Source organism: Rhodococcus sp. IEGM 1318 (assembly GCF_033142465.1).
Taxonomy (GTDB): domain Bacteria; phylum Actinomycetota; class Actinomycetes; order Mycobacteriales; family Mycobacteriaceae; genus Rhodococcus_F; species Rhodococcus_F qingshengii_B.
On the sequence record NZ_JAWLSC010000008.1, the window covers coordinates 106,046 to 126,762 of the forward strand.

Here is a 20,717-nt window from a genome sequence, read left to right on the forward strand (position 1 = left end):
GCTGCGTTCACGGCTAGGTCACCGGTATCACTGAATCGTCAGCAAGCGCGACCGAGAGCACTCCGTCGCGAATCAGCACCGGCACAGGCGCCAGATGCTCGGAGCCGGTGCCCACCCGTGCTCCCGCTCCGTACACACTGAAGTGAGCAGAGCACGTCGGACAGGTGAGGACGGCGGCGTCTCGGGCAGGTCGGCCCATCATGCGTTCGAGCACAGCCCCCGCCATCGAGTGCTCACACACTGGGCAGTGGTCGCGATACGCGTACAGATCGTCTCCGGAGCGACAGACCAACAGATCGGTGCCCGATACCCGGAACCCCGCGACCTCACCCACGTCGACTTCGGCAAATTCGGGGACCTGCACCCAGTGCGCACCTCCCCCGTCGGCGTGTACGTGCGAGAACAGGGACTCGACCGAGATCACACCCGACCTCACCTCGTGCGGGTCAGGTGTTTCGACGTCGATTCCGGTGGTCTCGGGTGCCGCCGCCTGCACCGCATCCTGGACGGCGGTTTCGAGGGTGACCGACGACGAAGGGCAGCTGTTACAGCTCCCGAGCAGACGGAGCCGCACGACTCCATTCGCCACCTCGATCAGTTCGACGTCGCCGCCGTGCGAGCCGAGGTACGGACGCACGCTGTCGAGCGCAGTGCGGACGCGCGTCTCCACGTCGTGCGGGTGAAGTCCGTGCACCAATAGGAGGCTGGACACCAGATCGTCACGAACCATCGCATCCATCGTGGCCGGATCCGCCAGCGCGACGGTGCGTTCGAGTGCTGCGCCGTACAACTGCACGACTTCACGCACCAGTTGCTCGGCGCGATCTCTGGCCACCGGGCCTGCACCGGCATTGGCTTGCAATAACGTCTCGATGCGCTCACCTGCTCCGCGCCAGTAGTCGGCCGATTGGTCCATCGATCACTCCCCGGTCACGGACTGCGTCGGCGAATGCAACTTCTCCAAGGTCTTACCGCCGCCGAGGTACATGTGGACGCCGCACGGCAGGCAAGGATCGAAACTACGCACGGTCCGCATGATGTCGATGCCCTTGAAGTGGTCTCGATCGTTCTCCTCGAAGATCGGCTGACCCTGCACGGCGTCCTCGTATGGACCGGGGGTTCCGTAGCTGTCGCGCGGGCTCGCATTCCATGGGGTCGGTGGGTACGGGTGATAGTTCGCGATCTTTCCGTCACGAATCACCATGTGATGAGAGAGAACTCCGCGAACGGCTTCGGTGAATCCGCAGCCGATCCCCTCGTCCGGGACCTCGAACGACTCCCATGTCTTGGTGCGGCCGGCCCGGATCTCGACAAGCGCCTTCTCGGCGAAATGCAGGGCAGCGGCCGCTGCATACGCCTGGAAATAGGTTCGCGCACGGTTCCTTTCGAGAGTGTTGCTGCCGTGTTCCGGAATTTTCCACTCCAGCGAGACCGGACCCTTCAACGCTGTTTTCGGAAGATTGATCTTCACACTGTGTCCGGTCGACTCGAGATATCCGATGTCGACCACGCCGGCCAGAGCGGTGCTCCACAGACGAGCCAATGCTCCCCCGCCGGTGTCCAGAGCGAGATTGTCTTTTCCGTCGAACCACCGCGGTGACATGACCCAGCTGTACTTGTCCTCGAGGTTCCGCTTCTGCGGGTGGGGGTTGGTGTGTTGATTCCACGGGTGCCTGCGATCGACCGGGTTACCCAGCGGATCGGTTTTGACGAACATCTCCTGATCACTCCAGTCCTCGTAATACGAGGAGCCCAGCATGATTCGGATACCGAGGTTGATGTCCACCAGATCCGTGGTGACCAGTTTGCCGTCGACAACAACACCGGGAGTGACAAACATCTTCCGGCCCCAGTCGGTCATGTCCTTGTACGAGAAATTGCAGTACTCGGGGTCTTGGAACGAACCCCAACAACCCAGCAAGGTCCGCCGCAGGCCTACCTTTTCGTAGCCAGGCAGCGCCTCGTAGAAGAAGTCGAACAGGTCATCGTGCATGGGCACGACCTTCTTCATGAATTCGACGTACCGCATCAGCCGCGACATGTAGTCCGTCATCAGTTCGATCGTCGCGACCGTGCCGACGCCACCGGGATAGAGCGTCGACGGGTGAACGTGCCTACCCTCCATCAGGCAGAACATTTCACGGGTCGAACGCGAGACTTGCAACGCTTCGCGATAGAACTCACCCGTGAACGGATTGAGAGTCCTCATTATGTCGGCGATCGTGCGATAACCATGCTGGTCCTCGTGCGGGCAGCGCGTGTTCTCCGCCTGCGCCAGCACACCGGGATTCGTCTCGGAGACCATCTTCTCGCAGTAGTCGACCGCGACCAGATTCTCCTGAAAGATGTTGTGGTCGAACATGTACTCGGCGGCCTCACCGAGATTGACGATCCACTCGCCCAGATGCGGCGGCTTGACGCCGTACGCCATGTTCTGTGCGTAGCACGAGCACGTGGCGTGATTGTCACCGCAGATGCCGCAGATGCGACTGGTGATGAAATGCGCGTCGCGCGGGTCCTTCCCCTTCATGAACAGGGAATACCCACGAAAGATCGACGACGTGCTGTGGCACTCCACCACTTCGCGATTGGCGAAGTCGATCTTGGTGTAGATGCCCAGGCTGCCGACGATTCGGGTGATGGGGTCCCACGCCATCTCGACAAGACCGTCGCGGTCCGCAGTCGAGGTGGGTTCGGGAACGATGGCCGTCATTGCAGTGCCTCCCAGAGACGTTGCTCACGAACTGATTTGAATGTATCCGGTCAGTCACCACGTACGCGTTGCACCGGTGAGCAACTTCGACCCGCGCTCGCGCCAGTGCGGTTCCTTGTCCAACGTGTGGCCGGTAATCCGGCGCAGACTGTGAATCACGGACCCGTACATTCCCACCGCTTTGGTGGAGAATTTGCCGCCGGGCGGTTCATCCATGAACGGCATGAACTTGTCGGGGAATCCCGGCATCGTGCACCCGATGCAGATCCCGCCGACGTTGGGACACCCGCCAACGCCGTTGATCCAACCGCGTTTGGGGACATTGCATTTCACGACCGGTCCCCAACACCCGAGTTTGACGATGCACTTCGGTGACCCGTACTCCGTCGCGAACTCGCCCTGTTCGTAGTATCCGCCACGGTCACAGCCCTCGTGAACGGTGGCACCGAAAAGCCACTGCGGGCGCAGGGATTCGTCCAAGGGAATCATCGGCGCCTGGTCAGTGGCCATGTACAGAAGATAGGTCAGGGTCTCGGAGAGGTTGTCCGGTTGAATGGGACACCCGGGAACGCACACGATCGGGATGCCCGCCTTCGATTTCCAGCTCCACCCGAGATAGTCCGGCACACCCATCGCACCGGTCGGATTGCCGGCCATCGCATGTATTCCGCCGTAGGTCGCACACGTGCCGACTGCAACTACCGCAGTGGCTTTCGGTGCCAGCTTGTCGAGCCATTCGCTCGTGGTGACCGGTTGGCCGGTTTCGCGATTGTTCCCGAAGCCACACCAGTACCCTTCGTCGTGGAGTTTCTCGTTCGGTATCGATCCTTCGACAACAAGAACAAAGGGTTCCAATTCTCCCCGGTCGGCTTTCCAGAACCACTCCAGGAAATCGTCAGCGCCACCTTGCGGTCCGCATTCGAAGTCGATGAGCGGCCAGTGAACCGCTACCTGAGGCAGGCCGGGCAACGCACCGAGCGCGATCTCCTCGATACTGGGTTGCGTGGCAGCAGTCAGCGCCACCGAATCACCGTCGCAACTGAGCCCGGCATTGATCCACAGCACGTGAATCAAGGTTTCTTCCGCTTTCGCCGCTGCGCTTCGGGAGGTCGCTGCGCTTTCGGAGGCAGGTTCCGCCGTGGTGCCAGCAGTCGATTTTTGTGTGTCCATGTCAGCAGCTTTCACGGGTGCACTTGCGCCTTGACTCTCAGCGCCGCGACTGGCCTGACACGCTATGACCTCGAAACCCAAAGGCTTCGAATTGCCGCGGCACCGAAACGCTGACGCCACCGGAGTCGAACCTCGACCCACTTGCGTGGCACCCACTCATTTCATTAACTACCGGAGCAGTTCAGTTGTCAACGGCCAGCGGAGAAATCGCCGAACGACTACCGATCCACCCATACCACTCGTCCATGCCCTCACCTGTCGTAGCAGACAAAACAACCACGCGCACAGCCGGATTGAGGATTTTCGCCTGCGCGACACAGGCCTCGACGTCGAACTCGACGTATGGGAGCAAGTCGATCTTGTTGATAACCACCAGGTCCGCGACGGCAAAGATGTGCGGGTACTTTTTCGGCTTGTCATCCCCCTCCGGCGTCGAAATTAGGACAACCTTGCCTTCCTCTCCCAGGTCGAAGAGTGCGGGGCACACCAGGTTTCCGACGTTTTCGATCAGAAGCAGCGACTTGTCTGCGGGATCCAGGGCGCGTAGTGCGCGGTCGATCATCTCCGCGTCGAGGTGACATCCGGCCCCGGTGTTCACCTGGACCACCGACGCACCGGTCTCGCGAATCCGTTCGGCATCGAGCCGGGTTTCCTGGTCACCTTCGATCACTGCGACAGGTCGTTGCCGTTCGAGTTCCCGGATCGTTCGCGCCAGCAACGTCGTCTTCCCCGCGCCGGGCGAACTCATGATGTTGAGCGCCGTGATTCCGCGGCCCCGCATCCACTCACGATTGTGAAGTGCGATGCCGTCATTCTTGGCAAGTACCTGCTGCTCGAGAATCACAGTGTGGTCGGGGTGGCCGTGCTCATGGTCATGCCCGTGACCGTGACCGTGCCCATGACCGTGTTCCTGCTCGTGTTCTCCGTCAGCGACTACCGACACCCGAGGTCCTGTGGTGTCCCCACACCCACACGTCGCGCACATGCTCAGCTCACTTCCATCGACAGGATCCGCAACTCTCGGCCGGCAAGCACCTCGACATCAGCACTGCCGCATGTACACAGCAAGAACATGTCTGGCGGCGAGAACGTCACGCCGCAGCTTTTGCATCGCGCGCTGGTTGCAATCTGATCGATGTGCAAGCTGGCACCTTCGGCGTGAGTACCCGCAGTGACGACGTCGAAGCAAAACAACAGAGAGTGTGGAACCACCGCGCAGAGTTGCCCTACTTCAAGCCGCACGCTCGATACCCGTCGCTCGCCGGCACGCTCACACACCGCTTCGACCACACTCTGCGCAATAGACAACTCGTGCACGGTGAAACCCACGATTCGTGATCCGGAAACCTCCCTTCCACGATAAGCACCAACGGTCGCTGTACGTAACCCGTACATGAAAACAGGCTGCGATCCGCAACTAGTTGCGGATCGCAGCCTGTTTTCAGCGTTATTCGTGTGACGAACGCCGGCGAGAAGGATTACGGGTTCGGAACCGGCACCTTCGCCGTCGTGGTCGTCGACGTCGCTGTTGTTGTCGAGGGCACCGTCGTCGCATCCGTGGCCGCTACCGGCGTGGTCGGAACGGTCGACGTCGGCGTCACTGCCGCCGAACCTGTCGGAGTGGCGACCGCTCCCGATGTGACCGACGCCGATCCTGCCGCAGGCACCTGTGACGTGGTTGCGGGCGCTCCAGCAGATCCCGTGGAGCCAGTGGTCCCGGCCGGTGTCTGACCGGTTCCGGCGCCTTCAGCCACCGCGGCATCGCCTTCCGCATTGCCGTCAGCCATGTATGCATCGACGGCGGCGGTGATCTGTTCGGGGGTCGGCTTCGCCGTAGCGTCGACGGGCTTTCCCTCCTTCGCCTGTTGGGCGAGGTAGGTGAGCCAGGCTGCTGCGTACTGAGCTGAAGTCAACGGTTTGCCGTTGGCCGCATCCGCATCGCGCCAGTAATCGAAGTGGTGTCCGACATCCGGAGCGAGTGTCTGCTGGTAGGGGTCGCTCAGGATCACGGGAATCGTGTTCTGGTTGGTAGCGATGAGACCGACGATCTCCTTGAAGAGCTTCTGCGGCAGATATGCCAGCGGAGACACCTTGTCGGTAGACACCGTCTCGCCATCGGCTACCGGTGCCGGCGCGGGTGTTTTACCGGGCTTGTACCCCGGATCCGACACCTTGAGCATCACCTGAAGGAACGTCTCGTCACCCTGCATCCAGTTGGGATTGGACGAAATGTCTGCGAACGCCTCGAAGACGACCTGGCCGAACACCACCGCGACGTCCTGACCGGTGGCCGGGTTCAAACCCTGCGATTCGAGCTGGTCGATGTTCAATTGCCGACCGACATTTGCCGCCAAGATCAACAGGGAGATGTTGCTGGGAGCCGAGCAGGTGAAGTCACCGTCCGAGCAGAAGGACGCGACCTTGCCGTTCAGCTTGCCGAAACCTCCAGCAGTGTCGGGGAGAACACCTTCGCCGGGTGTCGCGGAGGTGCCGTCCTGGTACTTCGTATCGAAGTTGTTCGGGTTCGTGAACGGATTCTTGGCACCGAGGAACGTGCCGTCGCCGGCTTCACGGCCTGCATCCGCCAGCATGACCACACCGACAACCTTGTCCGGGTCGACCCCGAACTCGTTGTTCTCCTGCGTACCGATGTCCTTCGCCACGCGACGCACCACATCGGCGCCTTCGCTGTACCCGACGATCGAGAACTGAGTCTTCGGGCATTCCTTGGCGATGGCACTCATCACGGACTGCGTGTTTGCAGCGCCGGCAGCGACGGCGTCCTCGTAGGACGCCATGTTGGCCGGGTACGCGATGTACACAGCCGCGTAAGAGCCGGGTTTGTTCGCGTTGACGGAGCCTGCCGGGTTGATCACCTGGTCGACGCGTTCACTCTTGTAGTCACCGGACAGGGCGGCCGGAAGGGGCTTCCCGTCGGCTCCCAGCAACATCTTCACCGTCGAAGCGTCCGGTGTGTCGTGTCGACCTGCAACCGCGATGCTCACCATGTCGTGACACTCGGTGACCGAAGACGTCAATTGTGTCTCGATCGTGCGTGACTCCGGAGAATCCACGGCAACTGCGACCGCCACCAACGCGGCCACGCCGAGCGCTGCGGGCGCTAGTGCACCCGCCAGTATTCGATGTCGCGAAAAGAACCCACGAACCGGCATATCTTCTCCCCAATCAGCTTTTGGAAAACGTACGACCGACCCCCGGGGCGTCACGCAACGTCATTCGAGTAGTCGTCCAGTACGAAAGAAGCGTTACAGGAGGTAACGATTTTCAGTCGAAAACTATGACCTGTCGGATTGCTTTTCCGTCCGCAAGTTCGTCCATACCGGAATTGATGTCGGCCAATTCGATGCGCGAGGAGATCAGCTTCTCGACCGGTAGCTTCCCGTCCCGCCACAACTGCGCGTAGATCGGGATGTCGCGAGCCGGGACTGCGGATCCGAGGTAGCTGCCGATGAGGGTCCGCGCTTCGGCGACCAGCCCGAGAGGTGAGATCGACGAGCGCGCGTCAGGCGCCGGCAACCCGACCGTGACGGTCGTGCCACCCGCTGCCGTCGCAGCCACCGCGGTCTCGAATGCCCGAGCATTTCCGGCAGCCTCGACGACGATGTCTGCGCGGACACCGCTCTCGGTCAACCCGGACGGTGTGAAGACCTCGGTCGCGCCCAATTCCAGGGCCTGGGCCAACTTCGACTCCAGCGCGTCGACGCCGATGACGTTCTCGACCCCGAGTGCGCGGGCCGTCAGAATTGCGGCCATCCCGACTCCGCCCAAGCCGACCACCATCACCGTGTCGGCCGGGCGAGGCCTGGCCGCATTGAGCAGCGCTCCCCCACCGGTCAACACCGCGCAACCGAGTACGGCTGCAATTTCGGCCGGGATGTCGTCGTCGACGGGAACAACCGACTTGGCGTTGACCACAGCATGCGTCGCGAAACCCGAAACACCGAGGTGATGCTTGACGTCCTCACCGGAACGCCTGAGCCGCTGCGCGCCGCCGAGCAGACTTCCGTCGTTGTTGGCGGCGCTGCCCACCGTGCACGGCATCCGCCCGTCGGTGGCGCATCCCGCACAATCACCGCACCGCGGAAGAAAAGTCATCACGACGCGGGTGCCCACCGACAACGAATCAACTCCGTCGCCGAGTTCGATGATTCGACCTGCCGCCTCATGGCCCAACAACATCGGCACTGGGCGTACGCGATTCCCGTCGACCACGGAGAGGTCGGAGTGACAAAGCCCGGCAGCTTCGATCTTGACGAGGATCTCGCCGGGGCCCGGGGATTCGAGATCAAGCTCCGAAATCGAAATCGGGGTCGATTCCGCAAAGGGACGCTCCCGGCCGATCTCTTCGAGCACTGCACCACGGATCTTCAACTGCACACCCCGATTTCGATAGTTCGAACTACTTGCCCACGATCCCGCGTACCGACGCGGGGAGGTCACGAACCCGCTTGTACGGGCCGACGACGGCGGCTGCAAACGGCCTCGTCAAAAGCACCTGCGCCACCTCTAGCACCTCTTCGGAGGTGACTGCGTCGATGGTCGCGAGCGTCTGCGCAACACTGCGATGGTTGCCGTAGTTCAGTTCGCTGCGACCGATACGGTTCATGCGTGAGCCTGAATCTTCCAGTGCCAGAACCAATCCGCCCCGCAGCGATCCTTTGGCGCGGGCGATCTCGGCATCGGTGATTCCGTCCGTCGCCACGTTCGCGAGTACCTCGCGGATCACTGTGGCAACCTCCCCGAGGTTCTCCGGCTGGCAACCTGCATACACGGAGAACGCTCCGGTGTCCGCGAAGGTGTCGACGCCGGAGTAGACGGAGTACGCAAGCCCGCGCTTCTCCCGAATCTCTTGGAACAGACGAGAACTCAGCCCACCGCCCACTGCGGCGTTGAGCACCGACAGCGCCCAGCGATGGCCCTCGTGCCGGCCGAACGCGCGTACCCCGAGCGCAAGGTGGACCTGCTCGCTGTCGCGGTGGGTCAAGCTCAGTTCAGGCATCGTTCGCAAACGCAGAGTGCCTTCGCGCCGCGGCGCCGGCTTGACCCCGCGCTCGAGATGTCCGGCAAATGCACGGCGAGCGAGCGTCACAACCTGCTTGTGGTCGACGTTTCCCGCCACGGCCAGCACCATCCGCTGCGGTGTGTAACGCCGAACATGGAAGGAATGCAACTGATTGCGCGACATCGACTCGATCGATTCGACGCTACCGATGATCGGGCGGCCGACAGGATGATCGCCGAACAACGCGGTCAGGAACGCGTCGCCGAGCAAGTCTTCCGGATCGTCGTCACGCATTGCGATCTCTTCGAGCACTACTTGCCGCTCGACGTCGACGTCCGCGGTTCTGCAACGCCCGCGCAGCACGACGTCGGCGACAAGGTCCACCGCCATCGGCAGGTCGTCGTCGATCACGTGCGCGTAGAAACAGGTGTGTTCCTTCGACGTGAACGCATTGAGTTCGCCGCCCACACCATCCATGACCTGCGCGATGTCCAACGCAGTCCGTGACGGCGTCGACTTGAACAGCAGGTGCTCGAGAAAATGCGCGGCACCGGCCACACTCGGCTGCTCGTCGCGGGAGCCGACTCCGACCCACACGCCGACGGAGGCCGAACGCACACCGGGGATGAATTCGGTGACGACGCGCAGCCCGCCGGGAAGGACCGTGCGCTGCACTCCCGATTCAGGAGACTTCGCATCGATCGGCGATTTCAGCACAGCGCTGCGGCTGCGCGTGGTGTTGGGAGTGGTCTTTGCCATGAAAAGGTTCAGCAGTCCTCGGTACAAGTGGTGAATCAGGTATCTACAGGCTCGTGTCTACAGACAGTACAGATGCGGCCCCGCACGGAAATCCGCGCGGGGCCGCATCAGAGTACGAAGTGAGATCTACTCGGAAGCAGCCTCGTCGGCGGCCGGAGCGGCAGCCTCGTCGTTGCCCTCTTCGACCGGGATCAACGAGATCTTGCCGCGAGCATCGATGTCGGCGATCTCGACGCGGATCTTGGATCCGACGTTGACCACGTCTTCGACCTTGGCAATGCGCTTACCGCTGCCCAGCTTCGAGATGTGCACCAGTCCGTCGCGTCCCGGCAGGAGCGAAACGAAGGCACCGAAGGCGGTGGTCTTGACGACCGTGCCCAGGAACCGCTCGCCGACCTTGGGGAGCTGCGGGTTGGCAATGGCGTTGATCATGTCGATCGCGGCCTGTGCAGACGGTCCATCGGTGGCGCCGACGAACACGGTGCCGTCGTCCTCGATGGAGATGCTGGCACCGGTCTGCTCGGTGATGGAGTTGATCATCTTGCCCTTGGGGCCGATGACCTCACCGATCTTGTCGACGGGGACCTTGATGGCCGTCACGCGGGGAGCGAACGGGCTCATCTCGTCCGGGGTGTCGATGGCCTCGGCCATGACCTCGAGGATCGTGGTCCGGGCGTCCTTCGCCTGCGACAGCGCGCCGGCGAGAACCTTGGACGGGATGCCGTCGAGCTTCGTATCCAGCTGCAGAGCCGTGACGAAGTCCTTGGTGCCTGCGACCTTGAAGTCCATGTCACCGAAGGCATCTTCGGCGCCGAGGATGTCGGTCAGAGCCACGTAACGGGTTTCACCGTCGACCTGGTCGGAAACCAGACCCATGGCGATACCGGCAACCGGAGCACGCAGCGGCACACCGGCGTTGAGCAGTGCGAGCGTGGAAGCACACACCGAGCCCATCGAGGTGGAGCCGTTGGAGCTCAGAGCCTCGGAGACCTGGCGAATTGCGTACGGGAACTCTTCGACGCTGGGCAGAACCGGCATGAGAGCGCGCTCGGCGAGTGCACCGTGACCGATTTCGCGACGCTTCGGCGAACCGACGCGGCCCGTCTCACCGGTGGAGTACGGCGGGAAGTTGTAATGGTGCATGTAGCGCTTGCTGGTCTCGGGACCGAGCGAGTCGACCTGCTGCGCCATCTTGACCATGTCGAGAGTGGTGACACCCAGGATCTGGGTCTCGCCGCGCTCGAACAGTGCGGAGCCGTGTGCGCGCGGGATGATCGCAACCTCGGCAGACAGCGAACGGATGTCCGTGACGCCGCGACCGTCGATGCGGAACTGATCGCGCAGGATGCGCTGGCGAACCAGCTTCTTGGTGAGCGAGCGGAACGCTGCTCCCAGTTCCTTCTCGCGGCCTTCGAAGTTCGGTGCAACCTGCTCGAGAACCTCGACCTTGACCTCGTCGGTCTTGTCGTCACGTTCCTGCTTGCCGGCGATTGTCAGTGCGGCATTGAGCTTTTCGGATGCAGCGGCCTCGACGGCAGCAAATACGTCGTCCTGGTACGCCGGGAAGACCGGGTAGTCACCCGTGGGCTTTGCAGCCTTGGATGCCAGTGCTGCCTGTGCAGCGCACAGGCGTGCGATGAACGGCTTGGCGGCCTCGAGGCCTTCGGCGACGATGGCCTCGGTCGGTGCCTGAGCGCCGTCGGCGATCTTCGCGATGACGTTGTCGGTGGCCTCGGCCTCGACCATCATGATCGCGACGTCGGCGTTGTCACCGCTGCCGGACACGACGCGGCCGGCGACGACCATGTCGAAGACGGCGTTCTCGAGCTGATCGACAGTCGGGAATGCAACCCACTGGCCGGCCTTGTTGTCCTCGGAGACGATGAGTGCAACACGCACGCCACCGACGGGTCCGGAGAACGGCAGGCCCGCGATCTGCGTCGACGCGGAAGCGGCGTTGATAGCCACGACGTCGTACAGATCCTGAGGGTTGAGGCTCATGACCGTGACGACGACCTGGATCTCGTTACGGAGACCGTCGACGAACGACGGGCGCAGCGGCCGGTCGATGAGGCGGCAGGTCAGGATCGCGTCGGTGGAAGGGCGTCCCTCACGACGGAAGAACGAACCGGGGATGCGGCCCGCTGCGTACATGCGCTCTTCGACGTCCACCGTCAGGGGGAAGAAGTCGAAGTGCTCCTTGGGGTGCTTGCTGGCGCTCGTGGCGGACAGCAGCATGGTCTCGTCGTCCAGGTAAGCGACGACGGCGCCGGCGGCCTGCTGAGCAAGGCGTCCGGTCTCGAAACGGATGGTGCGGGTACCGAAAGACCCGTTGTCGATCACGGCGGTGGATTCGAACACGCCTTCGTCGACCTCTACTACGGAATTGTCTGTCATTCTTTTCTCTTCACTTCCCTCTCGTCTTCGCCGTACCCGCGCGGGCGTGTCCACCCTCCTGGTGGAAACTGCGCACCGAGGGACGTCCCCCTCTTGAATTGCAGACGCTCCTGCTATGCGAGCGATTTCTGCTTCGGGACGTCACGACGTTCGGGCGGCCGTCGATCGAAGTCCGCCGGAGCTTTCGGGCACTTGCCCGGTCCGGAGAACCACTACCGACAACCGACACCACGTTCTCTGGTGCATACGGTGTGCTGACTGCGCACTGCACAACTGCGCATAGACAACTGTGCATGCGCGCCGACAGCGGAAACTGCCTTGCGGCAGCTAACGCCGAAAGCCAGCGAAGCCCAGTATATGCGTGGCTTCGCCGGCTGACGGAGTGTTCGGCAAACCGAAGCGTGCCGTGTTGCTTTCGATCAGCGTCGTAGGAAAAATCTAGCGACGCAGGCCGAGACGCTCGATGAGCGTGCGGTAGCGAGCGACGTCAGTCTTTGCCACGTACTTCAGCAGACGACGACGGCGACCGACCATCAAGAGCAGTCCACGACGCGAGTGGTGGTCATGCTTGTGGGTCTTGAGGTGCTCGGTGAGATCGGTGATGCGCTTGGTGAGCATTGCCACCTGAGCTTCGGGCGATCCCGTGTCGGTCTCGTGCAAGCCGTACTCGCCGAGAACGACCTTCTTTTCTTCCGTGGTCAATGCCACTTGATTCACTCCTGTAATGACGTTTGCGTGAAAGGAACTAGATCGGGCGCGGCCACCGCAAACCGCAGCACGCACCGAGAGAAGATCCTACCAGCAGCAATGCGGCGCATTCGCACGCCTACAGCGAATGTGGCCGCCGCCACTAACGCTGCGCTCTGCGCTCAACCCACGCTGCGCTCTGCGTCCTCACTCAAGATTTCGCGAGCACGGTCGACGTCCCGGTTCATCGCCGTGACGAGCGACTCGATCGAGTCGAACTTCTCCATCCCGCGAATCCGCGAAACCAGGTCGACGGCGACATGTTGCCCGTACAGGTCGGCTTCGGTGTCGAGTACGTACGCCTCGACGGTTCGGGTCCGGCCGGAGAAGGTCGGATTGGTCCCTACAGACACTGCGGCTTGGTATCGACGACCGGGAACGACAGTTCCGAGTTCCTCACCGGCGCCGAGCACCGTGAACCACGCTGCGTACACACCGTCGGCCGGAATGGCCGAAAACATCGGCGGTGCAACATTGGCCGTCGGGAATCCCAACTCGCGTCCACGCTTGTCACCGTGCACGACTACACCTTCGACACGATGCGGACGCCCGAGAGCTTCGGTAGCCGCTTCCATGTCGCCCGCGTCGACGCAGGAGCGGATGTAGGTGGACGAGAAGGTCACTGCATGCTCGGCGAGCAGCTGGACGCCGTCGACGGCAAAGCCGAAACGAGCGCCCATCTCACGCAGAAGATCAACGTTTCCGAGCGCCTTCTTGCCGAAGGTGAAGTTGTCACCCACCACCACCTCGGCGACATGCAGGCGTTCGACGAGAATTTCGTGGACATAGCGCTCGGGCGTCAGCTTCATGAAATCAGCGGTGAACGGCATCACGCAGAAGACGTCGATGCCCAGATCCTGAGCCAATTCCGCACGCCGTTGCAGCGTCGTCAACTGGGCTGGATGACTACCCGGCCGCACAACCTCCATGGGATGCGGGTCGAACGTCATCAACACGCTCGGAACACCACGTTTGCGGGCAGCGGTAACCGCTCTCGCTATCAATTGGGCATGCCCCCGATGCACACCGTCGAACACACCGATAGTGAGCACACAACGACCCCAATCGGCCGGAACTTCGTCGAGACCACGCCATCTCAGCACGATTGGCAGCCTACGGGTCCACTAGCGGCGGGTCACGTTCGGACCCGCCCAGCGAATCACCGCTGTGCTGCCGCTCACGTACGGAAGTTCCGGATTTCGTAGCCTAAGCTAAGCGTTGTGGCAGCTCACAAGACCGGAACCCCGGAAGCATCATCGGCGTCGGACAGCGACAACACTTCGGCGCACGACGCGGCAATCGACACGCTCGCGCTCTCGTCGGTGGCTCAGGACTACCTCAAGGTCATCTGGACGATCCAGGAGTGGTCCCACGAACGGGTTTCCACCAAGCTCCTGTCCGAGAAGATGAGCGTCTCGGCCTCGACCGTGTCAGAGGCCATCCGCAAACTCTCGGACCAGGGCCTGGTCGATCACGCCCGCTACGGTTCCATCGCCTTGACGGACAGCGGCCGCGCCGCTGCTGTGTCCATGGTCCGGCGCCACCGGTTGATCGAGACCTACCTGGTTCAGGAACTCGGGTACGGGTGGGACGAAGTCCACGACGAAGCCGAAGTCCTCGAACATGCCGTTTCCGATTTGATGATCTCCCGGATGGACGCCAAACTCGGCTTCCCCGAACGCGACCCACACGGCGACCCCATTCCCGCCACCGATGGTTCGGTACCGACTCCCCCGGCCCGCCAGCTCAGCGACTTCGCCAACGGCGAACGGGGCCGCGTTGCCCGGATCTCCGATTCCGATCCCGAAATGCTCCGGTACTTCGATTCCGTCGGCGTCAGTCTCGATGTCGAGATCACTGTCGAGGAGCGCCGCGATTTCGCCGGTACCGTGTCCGTGCGACTCGGCGACAGCCCGAATACCATCGACCTGGGAAGCCCAGTCGCTCAAGCAATTTGGCTCGTCTAACCGCTCAGAGCGGCAGCCGGTATCGACGTTCCACGGGCCGGACGCCGTCAGTCCGCGTCCAGTCGGCGAGCCTCTCGTCGACGTACACCCAACCTCGACGCTCGTACAGCGCGATCGCCGGCAGAGCGTCGTCGACGACGTCGAGCACCAGTCCCAACCGACGGTCGACGGCAAAATCCGTCACGGCGTCAAGTAGCGCACCACTGAGGCCGTTTCCGCGTGAACCGGGATGAACGAATAGTCGCGACACGGCTATCGTGCCCGCAGTAGTGGGCGCACCTCCGAGCGAGCTGTCGAGGGCGACATGGCCGACAACACGGCCGTGACTCTCACCGACCCACGCCTTCACCAGAGTTGGCGAACTGAGCCAACGTCGTGGGATCTGCGGCCATGTGTCCGGATAACCGTCGCGCTCATGAACCTGCGCCAGCGCGTCGACGCAACCGTCGAGGTCGCTTTCGACACGCTCGCGAACGATCATCCGCGCAGCGTCGCCGGCCGCACAACCATTACCGAACTGGCGCGTCGACCCTTCTCCTGCAAGAGCGCGATCGTGTGACCCGTGGGATCGATGGCCGCACAGATCCCCTTCATCCCGATCGGCTCGAGCCAACGACCCTGACTGATCGCCTCGGCTTCCTCCGCCGTGATCTGCCGATGTGGAAAGGCCGTCTGCGCGGCCTGATCGATGTCGAGGCTCACATCCGGCTGTTCTGCGAGATCTTCGAGCGTGCGCGCATGTTCGAGAGTGAACGGCCCGACGCGGGTGCGGCGCAGTGCCGTCAAATGACCGCCGACGCCCAACTCACGACCGAGATCCCGTGCGAGCGAGCGGATGTACGTACCGGACGAGCACTCCACGTCGACATCCAGATCTACGAACCCTCCCGGGACATCTCGCCGAGCCAGAACCTCGAAAGTCGACACCGTTACCGGGCGGGGCGAGAGTTCGACGGTTTCTCCGGCTCGCACCAATGCGTGTGCGCGCTGACCGTCGACCTTGATAGCACTCACGCTCGCCGGGATCTGCTTGATGTCTCCGGTCAGCGTGGCCACGATCGCGCCGATCTCCGCGTCCGTCACCTGCGAAGCGTCTGCGGAAGTCAGGACCTCACCCTCGGCGTCGTCCGTGTCCGTCGCTGCGCCGAGGCGAATAGTCGCCGAATACGCCTTGGTGGTCAGCGCCAGGAGTCCGAGCAACTTGGTCGCACGCTCCACCCCGAGAACAAGGACGCCGGTCGCCATGGGATCAAGCGTCCCGGCATGTCCCACCTTGCGGGTGTTCAACAATTTGCGGCATCGAGCGACCACGTCGTGGCTGGTGATACCCGCCTCTTTGTCGACGATCAGGATTCCGGCGCCGACAAGACCGGAGGAAGGCTTTTCACGAGCTGACACGTGTCCCGATTCTGCCAGTCGCCCTCACTGCACCGAAATTGCCGTCAGGATGAGCCCGTCCGACACCAACCACCTGCCGCCGAAAGAGGTGAGCGGCGGACCGGACGTCGCCTCACCGGGGACGAGCAGACGTGAAGTGAAAGTTCCGGAAGTGTCCGACTCCGCCTCGAACGTGATGTGGGCGTCCTCGAACCCCAGCCAACGCCCGGTAAGCGGAAACCATGCTTTGTACGTGGCTTCCTTCGCGCAGAAAAGCACTCGATCCCAATGCACCGGACCGTCGGTCTCCTGGGCACCCAGCCACGTGCGTTCCGCCTCGATGCTGACCGCGGGCAAAACCCCGTCCGGCAGCGGGCCGTGCGGTTCGGCGTCGATCCCGAGTGAGCGGACCTGCATGGAGTACGCGAGGACAGCGCCGCGGTAGCCGTCGCAATGGGCGAGGCTCCCGACCACTCCTTGCGGCCACAGCGGGGCACCACGCTCGCCGCGCATGACGGCAGCAGACGGAACACCGAGCTTGCCCATCGCCTGACGCGCAAGGTGCCGAGTAGTCACGAACTCGCGACGACGCTTCTCGACGGCGCGGCCGATCAACGCCTCCTCGCTGGGATGCGGTACCAGACCGGGCGGATCGACGAAGGCCTCGGCCGTCGCGACTCCACCGGGAAGAATCTGTTCGATCACGTAGCGATACCTCTCAGCGTCCGGCGCGCATGCGCTCGACTTCGGCTTCCTGCTCGGGCGTGACCTTGAAGTGGCCACCCCACTTGTTGAGCGTTCCCGGCGGGTACTCCGGCACGGGAAGAATCTGACGCAACAGCTTCTCCGGCAGACCGCGCCGACGCCATTCACGTGGGTATCCGAGTGAGACTTCCTCGAAGCGGACGCCGTCGTAGTACGTGGTTCGGGGAATGTGCAGGTGTCCGTACACCGAGCACACCGCGTTGTACTTCACATGCCAGTCGGCCGTCGCAGTCGTTCCGCACCACAGTGCGAACTCCGGATACATGAGCACGTCCGTCGGCTGCCGGACCATCGGGAAATGGTTCACGAGAACGGTTTTTGTGCCTTCGGGGAGCGCGTCCAGCCGTGCCTGGGTGTATTCGATTCTCGCCCGGCACCACGCATCGCGCGTTGCATAGGGCTGCGGCGAGAGTAGGAACTCGTCGGTGGCGACGACGTTCTTGTCCCGCGCGATCTCGAGCCCGTGTTCCTTGTCCCGCGCACCTGCGGGCAGGAACGAGTAGTCGTAGAGAAGGAACATCGGGACGACCGTGACCGGCCCCTCGTCTCCCTCCCAGACCGGGAACGGGTCCTCGGGCGTGATGACGTCGAGTTCGCGGCACATGTTGACCAGGTATTCGTACCGCGGCGCTCCGTGAATCTGAACCGGATCCTTGGCGGTTGTCCACAGCTCGTGGTTGCCCGGAATCCAGATGACCTTTGCGAATCGGCTGCGAAGGAGCTTCAACGCCCACCGGATGTCGTCCGTCTTCTCCGAGACGTCACCGGCGAGGATGAGCCAGTCGTCAGGCGAATCCGGAAACAGTTCTTCCGTCATCGGCTTGTTGCCGTTGTGACCGACATGAATGTCGCTCACCGCCATCAACTTTGCTGCCACGATCCCTCTGCTTCCTCAGTTGAACTTCCGCGCCTCGCCGTCGCCGGACCCGTCACTGCCCACTTGCCGGAAAACGCTCGCCACGACACTGCGACCATCCGAAGTACTACGAACACGGTAAGCCCTGCCCAAATTCCGGCCAGCCCCCAGTCGTAGGCGAGAGAGAGCCAGATCGCGGGCAGAAACCCGAGAACTGCGCAGAGCATGGTCGCGTTGCGCAGAAACACCACGTCGCCGGCACCGAGTAGAACACCGTCGAGTGCAAACACGATTCCCGCTACCGGCATGATCGCGACGAAGAACCACCACGCGATCGACATCTGACCGAGCACCTCGGCGTCAGACGTGAAGAGTCCGGGGATCACGGAGTGTCCGGCGGCGAAGAGGATCGCGAGCAACACGGCAAATACCGTCGACCATGCGGTGATCCGCCAGGTCATCTTCTTCGCCGCGGCTGCGAATCCGCCGCCGAGCGCCGCTCCGATGAGCGTCTGAGCGGCGATGGCCAAGGAATCGAGAAGGAGCGAAACCAGGTTCCACAGTTGGAGGACAACTTGGTGTGCACCCACGACGGCAGCACCGAACCTCGACGCCACTGCAGCCGCAGAGACGAAACACGCTTGGAATGCGAGGCTGCGCAGAATCAGGTCACGGCCCATCAGCATCTGCGCCCGCATGATCGCAAAATGCGGTCGGGCGGAAACCGGTTCACGAAAGAGCGCCCAAGCGAACAGGACACCTGAAACGGTCTGGCCAACCAGATTCGCGACAGCCGACCCTTCGAGTTCCATACGCGGAGCACCGAGCAAACCGTGCACGAGAATCGGGCACAAGACCGCCGAAATACCCAGGCCGACAAGGACGAACCGAAGCGGTCGCACCGTGTTCTGAACCCCGCGCATCCAGCCGTTGCCGGCCAGGGCTACCAGGATGAGTGGAACACCCAATACCGCTATCCGAAGCCAACTTTCCGCAGCCGCGGCGATGTCGGGAGTCCCGGCCACCGCCGAAGTCAGCGGGCCGGCGATCACCTGCACGATAACGACCAAGGCCAAGCCGATCGCTGCCGCCAGCCAGGTCGCCTGAACGCCCTCGGCCACCGCGTCGCGCTCGCGGCCCGCTCCGTGCAGCCGTGCCGCGCGCGCCGTCGTGCCGTATGACAAGAAGGTCAGCTGCGTACTCACCAACGACAGGATCAGACCACCGACCGCCAACCCGGCCAGCGGAAGCGCCCCGAGTCGACCGACCACGGCGATGTCGAACAACAGATACAGGGGTTCAGCCGCCAGCACCCCGAGTGCCGGAAACGCGAGGGAAAAGATTCGTCGTCCAGTGACATCGAAATCAGCTGCTGAAGATCCCGCCGAGGTGGCGTCGGTTTCGCTCAATGCCGCGGATTCAGCCGAGTGCCGCGACGAGCGCGGCAACAATCTCGTCGCTGGAACTGGCCGACGTATATCCGGCCGACAGCCGATGCCCGCCGCCACCAAGACTTTCGGCCACCGCCGACACGTCGATCGCCGACTTTGCACGCAACGAGATCGACCAGCTTCCGGAAACCGACTCTTTGAGTACCGCGGCAACTTCGGCTTCCGAAGTGGTTCGCACGATATCGACGACGCTCTCGATCTCCTCGGAACGAAGATCGCCGATGTCACTGCGTCGGATCACCGCGTACACCAGCCCACGTCCACCCGCGGCTTCCGGGACCAGCACCGCGGACCCGAGTACCGAAGCCAGCATCGGCAACCACCCGAACGGATGGGTGTCGAGCAGCTTTCGCGCAATCGCGTCGCCGTCGATGCCGGTCGCCAGCAAACGCGCCGCGAGCACGTGCGGGGTCGGTCCACCCCAGCGGAAGGAGCCGGTGTCGGTGACCAGCCCGGCATAGAGACAGTGCGCGATATCGCGATCGATCGCGACTCCCCACGAATCGAAGAATCGCGCGATGAGCGCCGTCGTCGAAGCCGCGGTTTCGTCGACGACGTTGATGGTTCCGAATTCGGAATTGGAACGATGGTGATCGAGAACGATCGTGCGATTCGCGCCGGCGAGTCGACTCGCCAACTCACCGAGCCGCCCCTCGCTCCCGACGTCCACGGTCACCAACACATCGACGTTTTCCCGAACATCGATGGGAGCCACGAGCAGGTGGACACCGGGGAAATCACGCATCGACTCGGGCAGCGCCGACGGCCGGCTGAACGCCACCTGAACCGAAAATCCCCGACGCTCGAGAACGAGGCCGAGTGCAAGTCCGCTGCCGATCGTGTCCGCATCCGGCTGCACATGGCAGAGAATTGTCACCGTGTGTGCTGCTTCGAGAACCTCGGCCACCTGAGCGAACTTCGCCTCGCAGGGGTCGACGTCCGAAAGTGCGGTGATCGTCATTCTTGGTGCGCGTCAGTCGGCTTCACGAACATCTGGCGACGCCTCGTCTTCGTCCGAAGCCACTCGCGGCTCCTTGTACGGATCTGCATCTCCGGCGGGCTGAGCGTTCTCACGCGCCTTGGCGACCTCGTCGTCGGCGGCCTTGGCACGGGCCAGCAGCTCTTCCATATGACGCGCGGTGTCGGGAACGGTATCGGCGACAAACGTCAGAGTCGGCGTGAATCGCACTCCGGTTCCGGCACCAACCTTCGAGCGCAGAACGCCCTTGGCCTTCTCGAGGCCTGCAGCGGCGGCTTCCACGTCGGGCGCAGAATCGACCTTCTCACCCATGACGGTGTAGTACACCGTCGCGTCGTGCAGATCGTTGGTGACCTTGGTGTCGGTGATGGTCACGAATGCGAGTCGCGGATCCTTGATCTCGTGATCGATCGCCGTCGCGACGATGGTTCCGATACGCTTTGCCAACTTGCGTGCCCGGGCTGGATCTACCATGACTGTCAGTCTCCTCTACCTGGCCACTCGAATCGAGGT

The 20,717-nt window shown here is 62.8% G+C and carries 19 protein-coding genes; 1 reads left to right on the plus strand and 18 read right to left on the minus strand.

Features of this window, described 5'->3' with window-relative positions; all coding sequences use genetic code 11:
- Positions 1-13 precede the first annotated feature (13 nt).
- The 11 genes from R4P65_RS19510 to R4P65_RS19560 form a co-directional block, all read right to left on the minus strand.
- Entirely contained in the window at positions 14-916 is a 903-nt protein-coding gene (locus R4P65_RS19510) for a NifU family protein (protein ID WP_317827794.1), read from the minus strand.
- Positions 917-919: 3 nt separating this feature from the next.
- Entirely contained in the window at positions 920-2,713 is a 1,794-nt protein-coding gene (locus tag R4P65_RS19515; RefSeq protein ID WP_317827795.1) for a nickel-dependent hydrogenase large subunit, read from the minus strand.
- Positions 2,714-2,767: 54 nt separating this feature from the next.
- Positions 2,768-3,883, minus strand: coding sequence for a hydrogenase expression protein HypE (locus R4P65_RS19520; protein ID WP_317827796.1), 1,116 nt, complete (start codon positions 3,881-3,883; stop codon positions 2,768-2,770).
- 181 nt (positions 3,884-4,064) lie between these two features.
- Complete coding sequence (gene hypB / locus R4P65_RS19525; RefSeq protein ID WP_317827797.1) at positions 4,065-4,868, minus strand: hydrogenase nickel incorporation protein HypB; 804 nt, start codon at positions 4,866-4,868, stop codon at positions 4,065-4,067.
- Between the two features lie 2 nt (positions 4,869-4,870).
- Positions 4,871-5,200: a hydrogenase maturation nickel metallochaperone HypA gene (gene hypA, locus R4P65_RS19530; protein ID WP_230813230.1), complete on the minus strand. Its 330-nt coding sequence runs from the start codon at positions 5,198-5,200 to the stop codon at positions 4,871-4,873.
- 161 nt (positions 5,201-5,361) lie between these two features.
- Entirely contained in the window at positions 5,362-7,056 is a 1,695-nt protein-coding gene (locus tag R4P65_RS19535) for a cutinase family protein (protein ID WP_317827798.1), read from the minus strand.
- 112 nt (positions 7,057-7,168) lie between these two features.
- The gene (locus R4P65_RS19540; RefSeq protein WP_317827799.1) at positions 7,169-8,275 is read right to left on the minus strand and encodes an alcohol dehydrogenase catalytic domain-containing protein; all 1,107 of its coding nucleotides are present in this window, start codon (positions 8,273-8,275) and stop codon (positions 7,169-7,171) included.
- A 28-nt stretch (positions 8,276-8,303) separates the two neighbouring features.
- Positions 8,304-9,665, minus strand: a complete 1,362-nt coding sequence (locus tag R4P65_RS19545) for a pitrilysin family protein (RefSeq protein ID WP_317827800.1) — start codon at positions 9,663-9,665, stop codon at positions 8,304-8,306.
- Between the two features lie 126 nt (positions 9,666-9,791).
- Positions 9,792-12,062 (minus strand): polyribonucleotide nucleotidyltransferase, encoded by a 2,271-nt coding sequence (locus R4P65_RS19550; protein WP_230813042.1) that lies wholly within the window; start codon positions 12,060-12,062, stop codon positions 9,792-9,794.
- A 438-nt stretch (positions 12,063-12,500) separates the two neighbouring features.
- Positions 12,501-12,770, minus strand: a complete 270-nt coding sequence (gene rpsO, locus R4P65_RS19555; RefSeq protein WP_003942254.1) for a 30S ribosomal protein S15 — start codon at positions 12,768-12,770, stop codon at positions 12,501-12,503.
- A gap of 161 nt (positions 12,771-12,931) precedes the next feature.
- The gene (locus tag R4P65_RS19560; protein WP_230813041.1) at positions 12,932-13,912 is read right to left on the minus strand and encodes a bifunctional riboflavin kinase/FAD synthetase; all 981 of its coding nucleotides are present in this window, start codon (positions 13,910-13,912) and stop codon (positions 12,932-12,934) included.
- A 117-nt stretch (positions 13,913-14,029) separates the two neighbouring features.
- On the opposite strand from R4P65_RS19560, the gene R4P65_RS19565 reads away from it, so the two are divergent.
- Positions 14,030-14,776: a metal-dependent transcriptional regulator gene (locus R4P65_RS19565; RefSeq protein ID WP_269590693.1), complete on the plus strand. Its 747-nt coding sequence runs from the start codon at positions 14,030-14,032 to the stop codon at positions 14,774-14,776.
- A gap of 4 nt (positions 14,777-14,780) precedes the next feature.
- Here the strand turns inward: R4P65_RS19565 and R4P65_RS19570 are convergent, their stop codons facing one another.
- From R4P65_RS19570 to rbfA, 7 genes are read right to left on the minus strand one after another with little or no spacing between them, the layout of a single operon-like run.
- Complete coding sequence (locus tag R4P65_RS19570) at positions 14,781-15,257, minus strand: GNAT family N-acetyltransferase (RefSeq protein WP_317827801.1); 477 nt, start codon at positions 15,255-15,257, stop codon at positions 14,781-14,783.
- Positions 15,254-16,174, minus strand: a complete 921-nt coding sequence (gene truB / locus R4P65_RS19575; RefSeq protein ID WP_230813039.1) for a tRNA pseudouridine(55) synthase TruB — start codon at positions 16,172-16,174, stop codon at positions 15,254-15,256. Before truB ends, R4P65_RS19570 begins: the two co-directional genes overlap by 4 nt.
- A gap of 24 nt (positions 16,175-16,198) precedes the next feature.
- A complete protein-coding gene (locus R4P65_RS19580; protein WP_230813038.1) occupies positions 16,199-16,858 on the minus strand; it encodes a 4'-phosphopantetheinyl transferase in 660 nt (219 codons plus the stop codon).
- A 13-nt stretch (positions 16,859-16,871) separates the two neighbouring features.
- The gene (locus R4P65_RS19585) at positions 16,872-17,795 is read right to left on the minus strand and encodes a metallophosphoesterase family protein (RefSeq protein WP_317827802.1); all 924 of its coding nucleotides are present in this window, start codon (positions 17,793-17,795) and stop codon (positions 16,872-16,874) included.
- Entirely contained in the window at positions 17,780-19,183 is a 1,404-nt protein-coding gene (locus tag R4P65_RS19590) for an MATE family efflux transporter (RefSeq protein WP_411742560.1), read from the minus strand. The genes R4P65_RS19585 and R4P65_RS19590 overlap by 16 nt, the downstream gene beginning before the upstream one ends.
- 10 nt (positions 19,184-19,193) lie before the next feature.
- A complete protein-coding gene (locus R4P65_RS19595; protein WP_317827803.1) occupies positions 19,194-20,186 on the minus strand; it encodes a bifunctional oligoribonuclease/PAP phosphatase NrnA in 993 nt (330 codons plus the stop codon).
- Positions 20,187-20,198: 12 nt separating this feature from the next.
- A complete protein-coding gene (gene rbfA / locus R4P65_RS19600; protein ID WP_003942248.1) occupies positions 20,199-20,678 on the minus strand; it encodes a 30S ribosome-binding factor RbfA in 480 nt (159 codons plus the stop codon).
- Positions 20,679-20,717 lie beyond the last annotated feature (39 nt).

Excerpts from the sequence above, each read along its gene's own strand:
- R4P65_RS19510 (WP_317827794.1), bottom strand. The coding sequence starts at position 916 with ATGGACCAATCGGCCGACTACTGGCGCGGAGCAGGTGAGCGCATCGAG.
- R4P65_RS19515 (WP_317827795.1), bottom strand. The coding sequence starts at position 2,713 with ATGACGGCCATCGTTCCCGAACCCACCTCGACTGCGGACCGCGACGGT.
- R4P65_RS19520 (WP_317827796.1), bottom strand. The coding sequence starts at position 3,883 with ATGGACACACAAAAATCGACTGCTGGCACCACGGCGGAACCTGCCTCC.
- hypB (WP_317827797.1), bottom strand. The coding sequence starts at position 4,868 with ATGTGCGCGACGTGTGGGTGTGGGGACACCACAGGACCTCGGGTGTCG.
- R4P65_RS19535 (WP_317827798.1), bottom strand. The coding sequence starts at position 7,056 with ATGCCGGTTCGTGGGTTCTTTTCGCGACATCGAATACTGGCGGGTGCA.
- R4P65_RS19545 (WP_317827800.1), bottom strand. The coding sequence starts at position 9,665 with ATGGCAAAGACCACTCCCAACACCACGCGCAGCCGCAGCGCTGTGCTG.
- R4P65_RS19550 (WP_230813042.1), bottom strand. The coding sequence starts at position 12,062 with ATGACAGACAATTCCGTAGTAGAGGTCGACGAAGGCGTGTTCGAATCC.
- R4P65_RS19570 (WP_317827801.1), bottom strand. The coding sequence starts at position 15,257 with ATGATCGTTCGCGAGCGTGTCGAAAGCGACCTCGACGGTTGCGTCGAC.
- R4P65_RS19595 (WP_317827803.1), bottom strand. The coding sequence starts at position 20,186 with ATGACGATCACCGCACTTTCGGACGTCGACCCCTGCGAGGCGAAGTTC.
- rbfA (WP_003942248.1), bottom strand. The coding sequence starts at position 20,678 with ATGGTAGATCCAGCCCGGGCACGCAAGTTGGCAAAGCGTATCGGAACC.